12 protein-coding genes are annotated in these 16,538 nt (G+C 71.2%); 3 read left to right on the forward strand and 9 right to left on the reverse strand.

Features of this window, described 5'->3' with window-relative positions:
• Positions 1 to 3 precede the first annotated feature (3 nt).
• The 3 genes from CHC05_RS27770 to CHC05_RS27780 form a co-directional block, all read right to left on the reverse strand.
• Positions 4 to 1,020 (reverse strand): potassium channel family protein, encoded by a 1,017-nt coding sequence (locus CHC05_RS27770; protein ID WP_089253532.1) that lies wholly within the window; start codon positions 1,018 to 1,020, stop codon positions 4 to 6.
• A 57-nt stretch (positions 1,021 to 1,077) separates the two neighbouring features.
• Positions 1,078 to 4,029 (reverse strand): ATP-binding protein, encoded by a 2,952-nt coding sequence (locus CHC05_RS27775; protein ID WP_245871252.1) that lies wholly within the window; start codon positions 4,027 to 4,029, stop codon positions 1,078 to 1,080.
• Positions 4,030 to 4,293: 264 nt separating this feature from the next.
• Positions 4,294 to 4,509, reverse strand: coding sequence for an FmdB family zinc ribbon protein (locus CHC05_RS27780; RefSeq protein WP_089253534.1), 216 nt, complete (start codon positions 4,507 to 4,509; stop codon positions 4,294 to 4,296).
• Positions 4,510 to 4,622: 113 nt separating this feature from the next.
• On the opposite strand from CHC05_RS27780, the gene CHC05_RS27785 reads away from it, so the two are divergent.
• From CHC05_RS27785 to CHC05_RS27795, 3 genes are all read left to right on the forward strand, one after another.
• Positions 4,623 to 5,693 carry a lytic murein transglycosylase gene (locus CHC05_RS27785; RefSeq protein ID WP_245871253.1) on the forward strand — a complete coding sequence of 357 codons (1,071 nt, stop codon included), beginning with the start codon at positions 4,623 to 4,625 and terminating at the stop codon, positions 5,691 to 5,693.
• A gap of 72 nt (positions 5,694 to 5,765) precedes the next feature.
• A complete protein-coding gene (locus tag CHC05_RS27790; RefSeq protein WP_089253536.1) occupies positions 5,766 to 6,770 on the forward strand; it encodes a GNAT family N-acetyltransferase in 1,005 nt (334 codons plus the stop codon).
• Between the two features lie 90 nt (positions 6,771 to 6,860).
• Complete coding sequence (locus CHC05_RS27795; RefSeq protein WP_089253537.1) at positions 6,861 to 10,097, forward strand: lamin tail domain-containing protein; 3,237 nt, start codon at positions 6,861 to 6,863, stop codon at positions 10,095 to 10,097.
• A gap of 52 nt (positions 10,098 to 10,149) precedes the next feature.
• On the opposite strand, the gene CHC05_RS27800 is transcribed toward CHC05_RS27795, so the two are convergent.
• The 6 genes from CHC05_RS27800 to CHC05_RS27825 form a co-directional block, all read right to left on the reverse strand.
• Entirely contained in the window at positions 10,150 to 10,635 is a 486-nt protein-coding gene (locus tag CHC05_RS27800; protein WP_089253538.1) for a helix-turn-helix domain-containing protein, read from the reverse strand.
• Between the two features lie 186 nt (positions 10,636 to 10,821).
• Positions 10,822 to 11,805 carry a porphobilinogen synthase gene (hemB, locus tag CHC05_RS27805; RefSeq protein WP_089253539.1) on the reverse strand — a complete coding sequence of 328 codons (984 nt, stop codon included), beginning with the start codon at positions 11,803 to 11,805 and terminating at the stop codon, positions 10,822 to 10,824.
• Positions 11,805 to 13,385 carry a bifunctional uroporphyrinogen-III C-methyltransferase/uroporphyrinogen-III synthase gene (locus CHC05_RS27810; protein ID WP_089253540.1) on the reverse strand — a complete coding sequence of 527 codons (1,581 nt, stop codon included), beginning with the start codon at positions 13,383 to 13,385 and terminating at the stop codon, positions 11,805 to 11,807. Before CHC05_RS27810 ends, hemB begins: the two co-directional genes overlap by 1 nt.
• Positions 13,382 to 14,308: a hydroxymethylbilane synthase gene (hemC, locus tag CHC05_RS27815; protein WP_089253541.1), complete on the reverse strand. Its 927-nt coding sequence runs from the start codon at positions 14,306 to 14,308 to the stop codon at positions 13,382 to 13,384. Before hemC ends, CHC05_RS27810 begins: the two co-directional genes overlap by 4 nt.
• On the reverse strand, positions 14,305 to 15,612 hold the full coding sequence (locus tag CHC05_RS27820) for a glutamyl-tRNA reductase (RefSeq protein WP_089253542.1): 1,308 nt from the start codon (positions 15,610 to 15,612) through the stop codon (positions 14,305 to 14,307). Before CHC05_RS27820 ends, hemC begins: the two co-directional genes overlap by 4 nt.
• Positions 15,609 to 16,334, reverse strand: coding sequence for a redox-sensing transcriptional repressor Rex (locus CHC05_RS27825; RefSeq protein WP_089253543.1), 726 nt, complete (start codon positions 16,332 to 16,334; stop codon positions 15,609 to 15,611). The genes CHC05_RS27820 and CHC05_RS27825 overlap by 4 nt, the downstream gene beginning before the upstream one ends.
• Positions 16,335 to 16,538 lie beyond the last annotated feature (204 nt).

Below are 16,538 nucleotides of genomic sequence, written 5' to 3' on the forward strand. Positions count from 1 at the left end.
CTCCTACCGGCCCTCGGCCAGCGCCGAGGGTCGGTCGTCGCGGACGTAGACCAGCATGTCGCCGGTCTCGATCGTGAGGCCGGCCGGCTCGGCCAGCGAGACGACCTTGCCCCGCCGCACCAGGGCGATGACCAGCGGTTCCAGGTCGCGCGGCGCCGAGCCGACCTCGCGGCGTTCGGCGGAGCGGATCGCCAGCGCCATGCCCTGGCCCGGGGTCAGCAGGTCCTCGACCACCTCGATCAGCGGCGGCGCCGAGGTCGACAGTCCGAGCAGCCGGCCGGCGGTGGACGCCGAGACGATCACGTGGTGCGCGCCGCTCTGCCGCAGCAGGGGCGCGTTCTCGGCCTCGCGGGCCGCCGCGATGATCCGCACCTTGCCGGCGGTGAGCTGGCGCACCGTCAGCGTCACCAGCACCGCCGCGTCGTCGCTGTGGGTGGCGATGATCACTGACTTGGCGTCTTTGACGTGCGCCTCCAGCAGCGTCGCCGACCGGGTCGCGGAGCCTTCGATGCCGACCAGCCCGTTGGCGATCGCCGACCGCAGGGCGGTGGGATCCTTCTCGACCACCACGATCTTGCGCTTGTCCAGGCCGTCTTCCAGCAGCACGTTGACGGCGCTGCGGCCCTTCGTCCCGTACCCGCAGATGATCACGTGGTCTTTCACTTTCTTCCTCCACCGCGTCAGCCGCAGGTTGGTGCGGTACTGCTCGGTCAGCACCTCGAGGGTGGTGCCGACCAGGATGATCAGGAAGAGCACGCGGGCCGGCGTGATCACGAAGACGTTGACCAGGCGGGCCGACTCACTGATCGGCGTGATGTCGCCGTAGCCGGTCGTCGAGAGCGTCACCACCGCGTAGTACGCGCTGTCCAGCAGCGTCAGCGGGGTCTCGGTGATGTCGCGGTAGCCGTCGCGGTCGACGTAGACGATCAGCACGACCACCAGGACCAGCGCGACGGCAGCCAACAGCCGCACGCCGAGCGCGCGCAGAGGACTCTGGCGTACCCGGGGAAAATGGATCACGCCGTCTCCCGCACGCCCACACCTTAAACGAGGCGCGCGAGACCCGACGCCCGGGAATCAGGCCTTGTCCGACTCGGCGTCTCCGATCAGCGCACCTCGATAGGTGCGGGAGCGCCGGGGATGCGGTGGCTGCGGCTCGACGCCGCCACGGTTGGGGCGCGGCTCGTGGATGACGACCGTGGTGTTGTCGTCGCCGTCGCGGTCGGCCCGGTGCCGGGCGGCGGTCACCGGCTCCGCGGCGAACCGGCTGGAGCCGGCGGCCAGGTCCGGGTGCTCGACCGCGAGCGCCATCCCGGCCGCCTGCTCGAGCGTGAGTTCCGCGCCACCCGCGTAGGCCGCGTCGAACGCCGCGTCGCCGAGCACCGACCGGATGGCCGCCTGCTCCTGCGACCAGTAGGCCGCGAACAGGCTGCCCCCGCCGCGCTGCGTCGTGCGGGTCGCCTGCGCCGCGCCGAACAGCCGGGCGGCGGTCTTCGGGTCACCGCCCTGCGCGCACCGGACGGCCACCGCGTTGAGGCTGTCGCAGGCCCTGCTGCGGAACCCGTACGCCATCCGCGAGCGCAGCGCGACGACCAGGTGGTCGTGCGCCGCCACCAGGTCGCCGCGGGCGAGCGCGACCATGCCGAGCAGCATGTCGACGGTGCGCCGGCCGCGCTCGGCCGGCCGGGCGGCCTCCAGCGGGCGGGCGGCGCCGAGCAGTTCGGCGGCCTCGTCGAGGGCACCCCGTTGCCACAGCAGCTCGGCCAGGCTCAACACCGCGACCAGCGCCTCGCTCGCGACGCCGTTGTCCGTGGCCCACTCCATCACGTCGCGGCTGGCCCGCTCGGCCTCGGTCAGCCGGCCCATGTCGATCAGCGGGCCGGCGCGGCCGGCGATCACCCGGGCCAGCAGACCGGCGTCGCCCGCCTGCTGGGCGGCGGCCTCGGCGCGCTGGGCGAACCGCAGCTCCTCGGCGAACTCGCCGTCGGCGGCCGCGTGCTGCGAGTGCATGTGGTACGCCGCCGCGAGCTCGGCGTCCGGGATCGGCTCACCGGTCTCGGCGATGCGGCCGTACAGGCGGAACAGCCAGAGCCGGCCCTCGCGGGCCAACCCGCGCTCGCGCCACCACTGGTCGAGTCCGCCGGCCAGGCGCAGACCCATCCGCGCGCTGCCGCCGGTGGCCGTCCAGCGCAGTGCGGCGCGCAGCTCGTCGGCCAGCGGGTCGAGCGTGGCCAACGAGAGCGTCACCGGTCGGCCCTCGGCGTCGTGGAACACCCGCGCCAGCGCGTGCGCGCACCACGCGACGTGCCGGTCGCGGGCGCCCTGCTCCTCACCGGCGTCGACCAGGCGGCGGGCCGCGTACGCCCGGATCGGGTCGAGGATCCGGTAGGTGCTCGCCGCTCCGTGCGGCTCGACCTGGATCATCGACTTGTCGACCAGCACGGCGAGCGGGTCGAGCGGGTCGTCGTCGAGCAACCACTCCACAGTGGCCAGATCGACCGGGCCCGCGAAGACGGCCAGCCAGCGCAACAGGCGGGCGGCGCGGGGGCCGAGCGTGCGGTACGACCACGTGACGGTCGCCTGCATGGTGGCGTGGCGTTGGGTCGCCGAGCGCAACGCGGCCCGGGTCTGCGCGCTGCGCGCCCCACCCAGTGCCGCCGCGTTGAGGTCGACCGTGTCTTCCTGTTGGCCGCCCGCGTACTCCGTCGACGGGTAGCCGGGGCCGCTCTCGGCGGAGTCCTCCCGGCCGGCGTCGAGCGTGCCCAGCACGTCGTCCAGGCGCTCGGCGAGCTGGCTCGCGGAGAGCACCCGGAGCCGGGCCGCGGCGAGCTCGATGGCCAGCGGCAGGCCGTCGAGGCGGGCCACCACGCGGTGGAGCTCGCTGGACTCGGTCAGACCACCACGCCGCCCGCCACGGGCTGCCGCGGTGCGGTCGAGCAGCAGCGCCATCGCGTCGCTCGGCCCGCCGTTGGGGCCCGGCTCCGTCGACAGCGGAGGGATTCGCCACACGACCTCACCGGGCAGCCCGAACGGCTCCCGGCTGGTGGCCAGCACCCGCAGTGCGTTGCCACCGGTGAGCAGCCGGGAGATGGCCTCGGCGGACGCACCCGGCTGAGCGTCACAGGTGTCGAGCATGAGCAGCATGCGCCGGCCGGCGGCGTAGTCGACCAGGGTGTCGATCATCGGGCGGCCGGGCTCGGGGCGCAGGCCGAAGACCGCGGCGACCGCGAAGGCGACCAGGCCCGGGTCGGTGACGGTGGCGATGTCGACGAACCACACACCGTCCGGATAGGAGTCGACGAGCGTGCCGGCCACCTCGACGGCGACCCGGGTCTTGCCGGCACCGCCGGCGCCGACGACCGTCACGAGCCGGTTGTCGCGCAACAGGGCCGACAGCTCGGCGCGCTCCGTCTGCCGGCCGACGAACGACGTCACCTGGGTCGGCAGGTTGTGCGCGGCCTCGTCGACGGTGCGCGGGCGCGGGAACTCCCGCGCCAGGCCCGGTGCGACGAGTTGGAAGAGGCGTTCGCGGTCGTCGAAGCCGCGCAGGCGGTGCAGCCCCAGGTCGATCAGCGAGGCGTCGGCCGGCAGCGGTGCCGCGTGGTGTGCGGTCGACGCGGAGAGCAGCACCTGGCCGCCGTGCGCCGCGGCCGCGATCCGGGCCGCCCGGTGCACCTCGGGACTCGCGTACTCACCGGCGAGCGGGACCGCGTGTCCGGTGTGCAGGCCCATCCGGACCCGGGGCATGGCCTCGGGGGTTGGCCACTCGTGGTCGGCCAGTGCCCGCTGCGCGGTGACACAGGCGTCGAGGGCCGCGGCGGCGTCGTCGAACGCGATGAAGAACGAGTCGCCCTCGGTGAACAGCTCGACGCCGTGGCTGGCCGCGAGGGTGGCGCGCAACAGTCGCCGATGCTCGGTGAGCACCGGCCGGTAACCCGCACCGAGCATCTGGGCAAGTCGTGTCGAGCCCTCGATGTCGGTGAACAAGAAAGTCACCAGCCCACTGGGAAGGTGAACTCGTCCCGGCACGCCTGAAACCTCCGCCCCCCTGGAAGTCGGGTCCATGCTGCCGCACTCCGGACTGCCGGCGCATCGTAGGTTCGGCTGGCCCGGCCGGGCTCAAGGTCGAAAACCCGCTCCTACCTGGAGCAACGTGCCACGCCGGGGTTAACCGCGGGTGTCCGGCCCGTGGTTACACGGCTGAGTAACGAGGTGTTCCGAGGGTGGATGCGGCACCCTCGGCCAAGCTTCCCGGCCCAAAGGATGATCGACAGGCGGGTCGGCGAGCGGAGGTCAACAGCCGCAAGCGCCGCCGCAGCAACCACCGCCGCCACCCGCGGCCGGCGCGGAGGCCGCACCACCGCGACCGCCGACCGAGACGGCGGAGAGGAGCTTGACGGTGTCGCCGTGGCCGTCCGGGCACTGCGCCGGAGCGGACGCTTCGGCCATCGGACGGTTGACCTCGAAGGTGCTCCCGCAAGCGCGGCAGCGGAACTCATACCGGGGCATGCCAGACAGGGTACGGCCTCCGCGTTGCGGAAACCCTCACCCGGATCGGTAGGCTCGCTGTCGTGGGTGCCGGGGAGGAGTCACCGACGGCTGCGGGGAAGCTGCGCGCTTCCGTGCCTGACCAGCGACCGCCGGGCGATACGCCGGCCGGTCCGGAGCCGCCATCGCCGCCATCGCCCGCGAGCCCACCCACCAAAGTCGACATCGACCTCGACAAGGAGTGGGACCCGGCGAAGCGTCCGCCGCCCGGCATCGAGCGTCCGGCCGCCCGCGGTGTCCCGGGTGTCGCGGCGGTCCGGTCGGGTGCCACGGCCGTCGGCGCCTGGGCCCGCCGTCCGAGCGGCCGCCTGGTCCTGCCGGGTGTGCTGCTGTTCGCGCTGGTCACCCTGACCGCCGTAGCGGGAGCCGTCGTGCTGCCGGCCAACGCGCCGCCCGCCGCGCATCCGAGTCCGGCGACCAACCCATCGGTCGACCCGTCCGCCGGCGTCCAGCCCGACAGCGGCTTCCCGACGGGGCTGCCGACGGGCGACCCGGGCTTCCCGACCGCGTTCCCGACCAACAGCCCGTCCACCGGCGTGGGCCTGCCGCCGGTCGCGGGTGGCGGGTACGGGCAGCCGGCCGACGTCATCAACTCCTGGGCGCAGCAGGTCTCCACGAAGACGGGCATCAGCGCGACCGCGGTGCGGGCGTACGGCTACGCCGAGCTCGTCGTCGGCCAGAAGACGCCGTCCTGCCACCTCACCTGGACCACGCTCGCCGCGATCGGCAAGGTCGAGTCGGCGCACGGCACCGCCAACGGCGCCACGCTCACGGCGAGCGGGCAGTCGCTGCCGCACATCATCGGGCTGCCGCTCGACGGCCAGGGCGGCCGCCAGCGGATCACCGACACCGACAACGGCGCGATGGACGGCGATCCGACGTACGACCGCGCGGTCGGTCCGATGCAGTTCATCCCGTCCACCTGGGCGAACGCCGGCGAGGATGCGGACAACGACGGCATCAAGGACCCGCACGACATCGACGACGCAGCCCTCGCAGCGGCTAACTATCTGTGCCGTAACGGCCGGGACCTGCAGAACCCGCAGCACTGGTGGGGAGCCATCCTCAGCTACAACGACGTGCGGCGATACGCCGAGGACGTGTTCGCGGCGGCCAACGAGTACGGCACCAAGAGCCGCACGTAGCGTAGCCGCATCGGCACTTTGGAGAACTAAGGCCTTTCGCGTCGGACCCGTTAGCGGCAAGCTAGACAGGTGATGGTGCGCGAGTGGGATCCGAAAACCGCCTCCGCCGATGAACTCCGTTCGATGCTGGACAGCCTCAATGCGGTGCTCATGGCGGACCTCCCGGATGACCCACTGTGGCAAGAGAGTTATCTCCGTGAATACCTTGCGGAGACGATGCCCGGTGAGCGACGCATTTCCTGGCTCGCCGAAGAGCCCGCCGGCCGGGTCGTCGGGCACGCCAACGTGCTGCTCCTCGGCGATATCGGCGTGGTCGAGCTGCTGATCCACCCCAAGGCGCGGCGCGCCGGCCTCGCCCGGGAAATGCTCGCCCAGGCCGCCCGCAAGACGTATCACGAAGGCTTCTCCGTTATCGGTGCCGAGGTCGTCGGCGGCACCCCCGCTGTCACTTTCTTCGAGTCGGTGGGATTCGTCCGCGAATACACCGAGACCCGCAGCGTGCTCCGGCTCAACTCGGTCGACTGGCTGGCGCTGGGCGAGATGGCCCGCGGCATCGGGGCCGGCTACCGCATCGAGTTCTGCCCGGGCGGCCCGCCCGACGAGCTGCTCGAGGCCTACGCGAAGGCCAAGGCGGAGCTCCGCGAGATCGACGACGGCGACCTTGACCTGCGGCCCAGCTCCTACGACCCCCAGCGACTACGGGCGAGCCTCGACTGCCTGCACCGGCGGGGCATGCAGCCGTACATCGTGCTCGCGATCCACGACAAGACCGGCGACGTGGCAGGCCTCACCGAGGTCGTCGTCCCGGCCCAACACCCCACCCGCGCCGACCAGTACGACACGATCGTCGCCCAGGACCACCGGGGCTACGGCATCGACCGCGCCATCAAGGCCCGGATGCTCTTCGAGTTGCGTTCGGCCGAGCCCAAACTGGCCGAGGTGCAGACCTGGAACGCACAGGCCAACGAGTCGATGCTCAAGGTCAACGCCGAGCTCGGCTTCCAGGCTGACCGCGAATGGTACGAATACGGCGCTGATGTCGCCGACGTCCTCCGACACCTTGAGCACGGCGTTTAGCTAGCCGACACTGGATCGCCTTACGGGGCTGTTACACAGCCCCTGACTGCTCAACCCCTCGTTACGCCCCCACCACCCCTGGAGGCTTCCTTGCGCTCGTTGCGCGCGCCCGCGTTGCTGGCTGCCGCGACCCTCACGACGACCGCCACATTGTTCGGCGTGTCCACTGGGGCCTACGCGGCACCAACCGATCTGATCATTTCCGAGTACGTCGAAGGCTCGTCCAACAACAAGGCGGTCGAGCTCTACAACGGCACCGGCGCCCCGGTCGACCTGACCGCTTACCAACTGTCGGTCTACTTCAACGGCTCCACCACCGCCACGTTCAACCAGTCGCTGACGGGCACGGTCGCCGCCGGCGACGTCTTCGTGTTCGCGCACTCGGCCTCCGTCCCGGCCATCCTGGCCCAGGCCGACCTCACCAGCGGCTCCGGGCTGTGGAACGGCGACGACGCGATCGTCCTCCGCAAGGGCGCCGCGGTCGTCGACTCGATCGGCCAGGTCGGAGTCGACCCGGGCACCGAGTGGGGCTCGGGGCTGACCAGCACGGCCGACAACACGCTGCGTCGCAAGTCGACGGTCGAGGCGGGCGACACCGATCCGAACGACGCCTTCGACCCGGCCGCGCAGTGGGACGGCTTCGCCATCGACACCTTCGACGGGCTCGGCAGCCACTCCACCGGCGGCGGCCCCGTCGACGCACCCGCGGTGCTCACCTGCGGCAGCGCGCTGACCACCGCCGAAGGCACCGCGGCGAGCCGTGACGTCACCGCGGTCGACGCGGACGACACGATCACCGACCTCGCGGTCACCAGCGTCACACCGGCACCGGCCTCGGGCACCATCAGCCGCACGGCGTTCACCGCGGCCACGGGCCCGGGCGCGACGGCCACGGCGACGGTCACCGTCAGCGCCGAGGTGCCGGCCGGCAGCTACACGGTCGGGATCACGTCGACCGACGACACGGGCACCACCGCGACGTGCACGCTGGCCGTCCAGGTCAACGGCGTGCTCTCCGTCGGTGCGGTGCAGGGCCAGACCACCGACGCCGAGCAGGGCAAGCTCGACCGCTCGCCCCTGGCGCCGGCCAGCGGCAACAGCCAAGCGCTCTACGACGTGCGCGGCGTGGTCACCCAGCGGACCCTGTCCCGCACCTCGGCCGGCGCGCTGCAGTACGGGTTCTTCCTGCAGAGCCGCCCCGGCACCGAGGACGGCGACCCGCTGACCTCCGACGGCATCTTCGTCTACACCAGCACGTTCCAGACGCTGATCGGCGGCTACCTGCCGGTGGTCGGCGACGAGATCGTCGTCCGCGCCCGGGTCACCGAGTTCTTCAACCTGAGCCAGCTCGCCAGCGTCTCGCTCGTGTCCAAGCTGGCCAGCGGCGTGCAGGTCCCGGCCACCGACGCGGTCCCGCCGGTCGACCTGGCCAGCGCCGACCGGTTCTGGGAGCGGCACGAGGGCATGCAGATGCGCGTGCGGGCCGGCGCCCAGGCCGTCAGCGGGCGCGACGTGTTCGCCAGCACCGCGGACTCCGAGGTGTGGGTGGTCGACAAGGACGACCCGCTGCTCGACCGGGCCGACCCGTACGCCCGGCGGGTCTTCCGCGACTCGCACCCGCTCGACAACGACCCGGCCCGGTTCGACGACGAGAACGGCAACCGGATCATGTTCGGCTCGATGGGCGTCAAGGACAGCTCGGGCGACAGCTTCACGCTGCTCCCGCCGGCCCACACCTTCGACACCCTGACCAGCGACGCCACCGGTGGTCTGTACTTCTCGTTCGACAAGTACGGCATCCAGGCGGGCCAGGTCACCTTCGCGGGCGGCGCCGACCCGTCGAAGAACAACCCCCCGAAGGCCGCCAACCGCAACACGGAGTACGCGGTCGCCACGTACAACGTCGAGAATCTCTATGACTTCCGCGACGACCCGTTCGACGGCTGCGACTTCCTCGGCAACACGGGTTGCCCGGGTGTCAGCCCGCCGTTCGACTACGTGCCGGTGGACCAGGCCGACTACGACAACCAACTGGCCGCGCTGGCCGACCAGGTCACCAACGACCTGCACAGCCCCGACGTGATCCTCGTGCAGGAAGCCGAGGACCAGGACATCTGCACCGTCGCGGGCAACGCCCTGTCCTGCGGCACCACCGACAACGCCGACGGCGCGCCCGACACCATCCAGGAACTGGCGCTGACCATCAAAGCCAAGGGCGGTCCGGCGTACGCGGCAGCCTATGACCGTGACGGCGCCGACGACCGAGGCATCACCGCGGCGTTCCTCTACCGCGCGGACCGGGTCACCCTGGCCCCCGTCGACGCGGCGGACACGGTGCTGGGCGCGACCCCCACGGTCTCGTACCGGGCGCCGGGCCTGCCGTACAACACGGACGTCCAGAACCCGAAGTCGCTCAACGCCGACCTGCCCAGCGACGTCGACACGTCGACGGGCGTGGATGGCTCGGACGTCTTCACCCGCGCGCCCCAGGTAGCGAAGTTCCTGGTAGCCGCAACTCCGGGCGGCAACGAGAAGTCGGTCCTGTGGGCGGTGAGCAACCACTACTCGTCGACCCCCGACGGCCGCGTGGGCCAACGCCGCGAACAGGCCCGCTACGGCGCCGCCATCGTCACGGCGATCGAGCAGTCGGACCCGAACGCGCGGGTCGTCTACGGCGGTGACCTCAACGTCTTCCCACGCCCGGACGACCCGGTACAGAACAACCCGGGCGACCAGCTGGCCCCGCTGTACGACGCGGGCCTGCACAACCTGTGGGAGGACCTGGTCCACGACGTCCCGGCGAGCGCGTACTCGTACAGCTTCGAAGGACAGGCCCAAACGCTGGACCACCTGTTCGTCAACAACCCGCTGCACGCGGACCTGGTTGAGATGCGCGCGGCGCACATCAACGCGGACTGGGCGGCGAACTACGCGGGAGACGGCTCGAGGGGCTCCAGCGACCACGACCCACAGGTAGCCCGCTTCAACTCGAGGGCAGAACTGAAGGTCTCGGACGCCACGGTGACCGAAGGCAACACAGGCACGACAAAGCTCACGTTCACGGTGTCGGTCTCCCGCCCGCTGAGCCAGCCGGTCCTCCTGTGCGGCACCACGTTGGGCCTGACAGCCAGAGCGGGAAGCGACTACGACCCGGTGATCGGCTGCCGCACCCTAGCGGCAGGAGCCACGTCGACAACGGTGGACGTAACGGTCAAGGGCGACCGCCAACGCGAACCGAACGAAACCCTGACGCTGATAGTGGCCGGCATCCCCGGCCTGGTCCTAACAGACCCGATCGGCGTAGGCACAATCCGCAACGACGACTAACCAGCGGAACGCGAGAAGCGGCCCGGCCCCAACGGCCGGGCCGTTTCGCGTCTCACCCGCCGTAGTACTCGAGAAGCGTAGGAGGCGGCGGCAGCCAACGCTGCTGCTTGACCCGAACCTCCCACTGACTGCGCCGCCGCTGCCGATCCCGCTTACCCCGATCGCGATAAAACGTCTCAGGCGGCCGCGCGAGCCCGTAGATGTCGCCCCACCACTCCCCCGGCAACGGATCAAGAATCACGTCAAGATGAGCCGGAAACCGCCGCCGAGCGCCGTCGAGCGTGTTGTCACTGTCAGCCATAGGCCGCAAGCTCCGCCGCCCCTGATCGACCACCAAGAACCGATACCCACAAGCGGCCAGCAGCTTCTCCATCATGGCCAAACTAGGAGCCAACCCACCGGCCTCAATCCGGCTGATCGTCCCGTGACTAGCCCCACTCTTAGCCGCCAACTGCCGCTGACTGAGATCAGCCTGCCGACGAGCAGCCCGCAAAAGCCCCGAAACCGAAAGCGCCAGCCCACCCATAACGAAAAGCATGCTCGCCCGGAGCCCACCCCAACACCCCAACCCAGAACCTGTGGATAACTCCAGCGACTTTGCTCTGCACCCACATACGCACCGGCCCCCCGCGCGCACGCCGGCGCGCCCTGCGCGGGGTGGTGCGTATATGGGTGCAGAGCAAATGCGGTGAAACAGGGGGTGGGGTGGTGGGGCCGGTGATCTTTAGTAGCGCGAGCGGAGGAGGGCTGCTGCTTCTGTGGCCCAGTACGTCAGGATGATTTGGGCTCCGGCTCGGCGGATTGAGGTCAGGGTTTCCAGCAGGGCTCGTTCGCGGTCTACCCAGCCGTTCGCGGCTGCTGCTTCGACCATCGCGTACTCGCCGGAGATTTGGTACGCGGCTACCGGGATCGTTACCGCTGCTCGGACTGCGGCTATTACGTCCAGGTTTGTTAGGGCTGGTTTGACCATCACTATGTCCGCGCCCTCTTCGACGTCCAGCGCTACCTCGCGTAGGGCGTCTCGGAAGTTGGCTGGGTCCTGTTGGTACGTGCGGCGGTCGCCTTCCAAGGACGACTCCACCGCTTCGCGGAACGGGCCGTAGAACGCCGATGCGTACTTTGCCGCGTACGCCAGGATTCCTACGTCCTGGTAGCCCGCTGCGTCCAGGGACTGGCGGATTACGCCTACCTGGCCGTCCATCATTCCGGACGGGCCCACCATGTGTACGCCGGCGTCTGCCTGGGCTACCGCCATCGTGGCGTAGGACTCCAGGGTCGCGTCGTTGTCTACTCGGCCCTGGGCGTCCAGGACTCCGCAGTGGCCGTGTGAGGTGAACTCGTCCAGGCAGAGGTCGCCCATGACTACTGTGGCGTCGCCTACCTCTGAGATCACGTCTCTGATCGCTACGTTGAGGATGCCGTTCTCGTCCAGGCCGCCTGAGCCTTCTGGGTCCTTCTCCAGCGGCACGCCGAAGAGCATGATGCCGCCTACGCCTGCTCGGACCGCTTCCGCCGCGGCTTTGCGTAGCGACTCTCTCGAGTGCTGCACTACGCCGGGCATCGCCGACAGGGGGCGTGGTTCGGTCAGGCCCTCTTTGACGAACATCGGGAGTACGAGCTCCGACGGCGCCAGTTTCGTCTCTTCTACCAGGCGGCGGACCGCCTGGTTGACGCGTAGGCGGCGCGGGCGGTCCGTGGGGAAAGCCATCAGCGGAACCGCAGTGCTGTCGGACCCTGCACCTTCGAGCCGCGGCGCTGCTTCGCCGGCATCGCCGCCAGTTTTTCGCGCAGTTCCACCGCGTACGAGGCCAGGGCTTCGACCAGGTCCGGTACCGAGGCGTGGGCCGGCTGGACGTCGACCCGCAGGCCGAACTCCGTCGCCGTCTCCGCCGTCTTCGGGCCGATGACCGCGACCACCGTGCGGGTGTGCGGCTTGCCGGCGATGCCGACCAGGTTGCGGACCGTGGACGAGCTCGTGAAGAGCACCGCGTCGAAGCCGCCCGACTTGATCGCGTCGCGGATCTCGGCCGGCGGCGGGGCCGCGCGGACCGTGCGGTACGCCGTCACGTCGTCGACCTCCCAGCCCAGCTCGGTGAGGCCTGCGGCGAGCGTCTCCGTCGCGATGTCGGCGCGCGGGAGCAGCACCCGACCCACCGGGTCGAGCACCTCGTCGTGCGGCGAGAACTCGGCCAGGAGGCCCTCCGACGACTGCTCGCCGGCCGGGACCAGCTCGGGCTGGATGCCGAAGGCACGGACCGCGTCGGCCGTCGCTTCTCCTATGCAGGCGATCTTCACACCGCCGAAGTGGCGGGCGTCGAGGCCGTGCTCGCCGAACTTCTCCCAGACCGCGCGGACCGCGTTGACCGAGGTGAACAGCACCCAGGCGTAGCGGCCGTCGACCAGGCCCTTGACCGCGCGCTCCATCTGCGCCGGCGTGCGGGGCGGCTCGACCGCGATCGTCGGCACCTCGCACGGGATCGCGCCGTAGGCCCGCAGCCGGGCGCTCATCGCGCCGGCCTGCTCCTTCGTCCGCGGGACCAGCACCTTCCAGCCGTACAGCGGTCGGTTCTCCCACCAGCTCAGCTTGTCGCGGTGCGCGACGCCCGCGCCCAGGGTGAGCACCACGCGGCCGGTGAAGCCGAGGGCGGCGGCGACGAAGCTGTCGACGGTCGACGTCGTGGTGAACTGGGTCTCGCCGGTGCCGTCGCCGGTCACCCCGACCGGGGTGGTGCCGTCGAGGCCGGCGGCGAGCAGACCGTCGCGGAGGGCGGCCAGGTCACCGGCGTCGACCGCGAGGGCCAGCGAGTCGCGGGCGACCGCGGTGGCCAGCGCCTCGAAGTCCAGCGACGAGACGTCGTCGACGTCGGCCGCGGTGCGCAGCCCGGGGAGCGGAACGCCCGCGTACGTGGCCACGCCCTCGGCCTGGCCGACTCCCGGCACGACCTCGAAGTGGACGGCGGTGCGGGCGACGGCCTGCACCTCCTTGACCACCGACTCGTGCCCGAACGGGTCGCCGGCCACGAGGTGCACGGCGGAGAGTCCGGAGCGCGCGGCCGAGATCAGCACCTTGGCCACGTCGCCGGTGGTGCCCTCGGCGGGGGTGAACTGGGCGTCGTCCTTGGCCTCGGCGCGGATCGCCGCGAGCAGCGACTCCGGCACGCCGCGGTCGTAGACCACCTGGTCGGCCTCGACCAGCGCGTCGTGCGCCCGGCGGGTCAGCAGGCCCGGGTCGCCGGGTCCCGCCCCGACGAACGAGATGTGGCCTGCGGGCTTACGGGTGCGGGTCATTCTGTGCTCCCAAACAAGGTATCGGCGCCACGGTCGAGGAGCTCGGCGGCGAGTGCCTTGCCGATCTCCGCGGCGGCGCTGGGCGTTCCGGTGCGCGAAAGCCGGATGGCGCGTTCGCCATCCGCGCTGATCACCGCACCGCGCAGGTAAATCTCATCGCCGTCCTCACCCTCCGCGAGCTCCGCGTAGGCGGCGACCGGGGCACTGCACCCGGCCTCCAGTGTGGCCAGCAACGCCCGTTCCGCGGTGACCGCGGCCCGGGTCGGTCCGTCGTCGAGCGCTCCGAGCTCCGCGACCAGGTCGTGGTCGTCGTGGCGGCACTCCACCGCAAGCGCACCCTGTGCCGGTGCGGGCAGCATCAGCATGGGGTCGAGCGTTTCGGTGATCTCGTCTGCCCGCCCGAGCCGGACCACTCCGGCGCGGGCGACGACGACGGCGTCAAGGTCGGCCTCCGGGCCGGTGACCCGCCTGATCCGGGTGTCGACGTTCCCCCGGATCGGTGTCACCCGCAGCGGCAGCCGCAGCGCGTTGAGCTGAGCGATCCGGCGCATCGCGCCGGTGCCGACCGTCGCGCCCTCGGGCAGGTCGGTCAGCATCCGGCCGTCACGCGCGATGAGCGCGTCGCGCGGGTCCTCCCGCAGCGGGATGGCCGCGATGTGCAGCGCGCCCGGCTGGGCCGACGGCAGGTCTTTGTAGGAGTGCACCGCGAAGTCGATCCGGCGCTCGGTGAGCGCGTCGCGCAGCGCCGACACGAACACACCGACGCCGAGCTGGGCGACCGGAGCGGACGACCGGTCGCCGGCGGTGCTTATCTCCACCAGCTCCACCGGACGGCCGGTGGCCGCAGTCACCGCTTCGGCGACGAGGCGGGACTGGGCCAGCGCGAGCTTGCTGCCCCGGGTGCCGAGGCGCAGGGAGGTCATCTGGGTTCTCCCAACGGGGGGACGTCATCCGCCAGCGCGGTCTGCGGCACTTCGAGGTCGAAGAGCTGACGCATCAGCGCGGCGTACTGGTCGCCACCGGGCTCGGCGGCGAGTTGCCGGACCCGGACGGTCGGCGAGTGCAGGAGGCGGCGGACCACCCGGTGCACGGCATGTGCCACCTCGGCCCGCTGCTCCTCGGTCAGCTCCGGACGGCGCTGCCGGAGGCGGCCCAGCTCGGCGGCGACGACCTCGTCGGCCCGGGTGCGCAGCGCAGCCACGGTCGGTGCCACGTCGGCACCGCGCAGCCAGCCGACGAACGCCTCGACCTCGGTCTCGACGATGTCCTGCACGGCCGCCTCGTCGGCGGCGTGCTGGCCGGAGCGCAGCTCGGCGGCGAGGGTGTCGATGTCGACCACGACGACGCCGGGCAGGCCCGCGACCTCGGGCTCGACGTCGCGCGGCACGGCCAGGTCGAGCAGGACGAGCGGCGTGCTGCGACCGGGCAGGGCGGCTTCGACGGTCGCGCGGGTGAGCACCGGCTCGGTGGACGCGGTCGCGGCGATCACCAGGTCGGCCTCGGACAGCAGCCGGGGCAGGTCGGCGATCGGCGCCGCGGTCGCGCCGTAGGCGGCGGCGAGCCGGTTCGCGCGGTCGGCGCCCCGGTTGGTCACCGACACGGGGCCGACACCGAGCCGGGACAGCGTGGCCACGGAGAGGGCACCCATCGCACCGGCACCGACGACCAGCGCCGGCCGGTCGGTGAGGCCACCGGCGAAGTGGGAGGCGGCGATGTCGAGGGCCGCGGTCACCACGCTCTGGCCGGCCCGGTCGATGCCGGTCTCGGCGTGCGCCCGCTTGCCGACCCGCAGCGCCTGCTGCATGAGCTCGTGCAGGGTGCGGCCGGCGGTGTCGGACTCGGTAGCGGCGTGGTACGCGTCGCGGAGCTGGCCGAGGATCTGCGCCTCGCCGATCACCATCGAGTCGAGCCCGGTGGCGACCCGGAACGCGTGCTCGACCGCGGCGGCGTCGTGGTGCACGTAGAGGTGGTTGGCCAGCTCGGCCGGGGCGCGACCGGCGCGCTCGCCGAGCACCGAGCAGATGTCGGTGAGGCCGCCGTGGAACCCGCTGACCGCGGCGTAGATCTCCACGCGGTTGCAGGTCGAGACGATGACCGCCTCGCGTACGTAGGGCTGTGCGACCAGCTGGTCGAGCGTGTTGGTGAGGTCGGCCGCCGGGACCGCCAGCGTCTCCAGCATCGCGACCGGCGTCGTCTTGTACGAAGCGCCCACCACGATCAGGTTCACGTGCCCACCGCCTCTTCTGCAAGACCGCCCGGTAGGGAGGTCAACGCCGACTTACGGTGCTCGTGGAACGACAGGATCTGCAACTCGATCGCCAGGTCGACTTTGCGGACGTCCACCCCTTCGGGTACCGAAAGTACGCAAGGCGCGAAGTTGAGGATGCTGGTGACGCCGGCCGCGACGAGAGCGTCGGCGACGTCCTGGGCCGCGGCGGCGGGAGTGGCGATGACGCCGATCGCGATCGACTCGGCGGCGGCCACCTCGGCCAGCTCGGAGATGTGTCGCACGTCCAGGCCGTTGATCGGCTCACCCACCCGCGCCTGGTCGGCGTCGAAGAGGGCGGCGATGCGGAACCCGCGGCTCGCGAAGCCCGCGTAGCCGGCCAGCGCGTGACCGAGATTACCGACGCCGACGAGCGCGACCGCGCGGCGCTGGTCGAGCCCGAGGGTGAACTCGATCTGGTCGATGAGCAGCGCCACGTCATAACCAACCCCACGCGTCCCGTACGAACCGAGGTGGGAAAGGTCTTTTCGAAGCTTTGCCGAGTTGACCCCGGCCGCCGCGGCGAGCCCCTCGCTCGAAATGGTGTCGTTGCCCGTTTCGGCGATGTGGTGCAACGCACGAAGATATTCGGGCAGGCGGGCCACCGTCGCCTCGGGCAGGTCCGGGAGGGCGGGTACGCCGCCGGGCCGTCCGTTGGGGCCTGTCGGGCGGTGCTGGCTCATGCGACTCCGTTTTGCGATCGTCCGGCTGCCCGCGAGCGGGGCCCGCGGCAATGCCGCCCCGACCCAATGCGCGAAGACCGGCTGTGTTAACGGGATTCGTCGGGAACACAGACTAGGCGCTTGTGAACTCGTGCACAAATCGCGATCTTGGTCGCCGTTCCTGCTCACGATTATTGCGTAAATGGGACCCATACCACCAATCGC

Origin of the sequence: Asanoa hainanensis, assembly GCF_900188485.1 — a bacterium.
GTDB lineage: Bacteria > Actinomycetota > Actinomycetes > Mycobacteriales > Micromonosporaceae > Asanoa > Asanoa hainanensis.